The 1,729-nt window shown below is 70.3% G+C and carries 1 protein-coding gene; it reads left to right on the top strand.

What is annotated here, in order from left to right; all coding sequences use genetic code 11:
* Positions 1-1,729, top strand: a 1,729-nt coding sequence (locus tag ACZ62B_RS39055) for a pullulanase-associated domain-containing protein (protein WP_469694017.1), incomplete at both ends; no start/stop codon positions are given.

Here is a 1,729-nt window from a genome sequence, read left to right as displayed (position 1 = left end):
CGCCGTTGTCGGCGGTGGTGCTCAAGGCCGACCGGTCGTTGGGGCGTTCTCCGTCCAGGCCGTCGGTGTCGGTGATGCCTCCCGCGGCCGGTGCGACCGGTGACGTGGAGGTCTCCGCGGATGTGGACGGCGGCCGGCTGAACCGGGTCGTCTTCGCCGCGCAGGTCGGCAACGGGCCGTGGCGGACGCTCGGTTCGGCCGATCACGCGCCCTACAAGGTGACCCAGCATCTGCCCGACACGGTGCGTTCCGGAACGCCCTTGCGTTACAAGGCGGTCGTGGTCGACAGCGCCGGTCGTACCGCGAGCGACACCGGCACCACCACCGCCGGACAACCGCCGAGCAAGCCCAGGCCGAGCGCGGTGGACCGCCCCTACGCCGTGGTGCACTACCAGCGGACGGACGGCGATTACGACGGCTGGCAGCTCAAGTCATCGGCGGGCACGGCGGATTTCACCGGCCGTGACGCCTACGGCGCCTTCGCCTGGGTCGAGTTGGAGGACGACGCGGGTGACGTGACCTACACCGTCGAGAAGGCCGGCGTCGCGGACGGTCCGCAGCGTACGCTCGAGACGGACAGGACGGGCGAGGTCTGGATCGAACAGGGTGGTGACGGGCAGAGGTCCACGGCGCCCGAGGGTGCCTACCCGCCGCAGGACCAGAAGAAGGCCGTACTGCACTACCACCGGCCCGACGGCGACTACGACGGCTGGGGCCTGCACACCTGGACCGGTGCCGCGAACCCCACCGACTGGACCAAGCCGCTGCAACCGGTCGGCAGGGACAGCTTCGGTGTGACCTTCGAAGTACCCCTCGCAGACGGCGCCACCTCCTTGAGCTACATCGTCCACAAGGGCGACGAGAAGGACATCCCCAGCGACCGGTCCCTGGACTTCGCCACCTACGGCAAGGACGTCTGGCTCACCGGCGGCACCGCCGACTACCTGTTGCCGACCGTCGGCTCCGCCCCCGACCTCGACCTCGGCGCCTCGAAGGCTCAGTGGATCGACGCGAAGACGGTGGTGTGGAAGGTCAAGGCCACCGACGCCACCAGTCAGCAACTCGTGTACGCGCCCAGGGGCGACATCACCGTCGAGGACGGCGCCCTCTCCCACGAGGGGCACTGGCTCCGCATGGTGCCGACGGCCCTCACCGACGCCCAGAAGGCGAGGTTCCCGCACCTGAAGGATCATCCGGCCTTCACGATCGACCCGCGCGACCGCGACCGCATCCGTACCGCGCTGCGCGGTCAGGTCGTCGCCACCCAGCGTGCCGCCAATGGTGCCGTGCTCGCGGCGACCGGTGTGCAGATCGCGGGCGTGCTCGACGACCTCTACGCGGACGGTGCGACGAAGGCGGAGCTCGGTCCGGTGTTCCGCCACGGCCGGCCCACCCTGTCGGTGTGGGCGCCGACCGCGCAGGACGTCTCTTTGGAGGTCGGCGAGCGCACCGTCCGGATGCGGCGCGACGACGGCACCGGTGTCTGGTCCGTCACCGGCCCGCGTTCCTGGAAGGGCGAGGAGTACCGGTACAAGGTGAGGGTGTGGGCGCCCGGGGCCGGTGGGATCGTCACCAACGAGGTCACCGACCCCTACTCGGTGGCCCTGACCACCGATTCCGAGCGCAGCCTGGTGGTCGACCTCGGCGACCGGTCCCTGAAGCCGCGGGAGTGGTCGACGTACGACAAGCCGAAGGCCGTGCCGCTGAAGGACGCGCAGATCCAGGAGCT

It is taken from the genome of Streptomyces sp. NPDC053426, from assembly GCF_055585405.1.
This window is presented reverse-complemented; position numbering and strand designations above follow the sequence as displayed.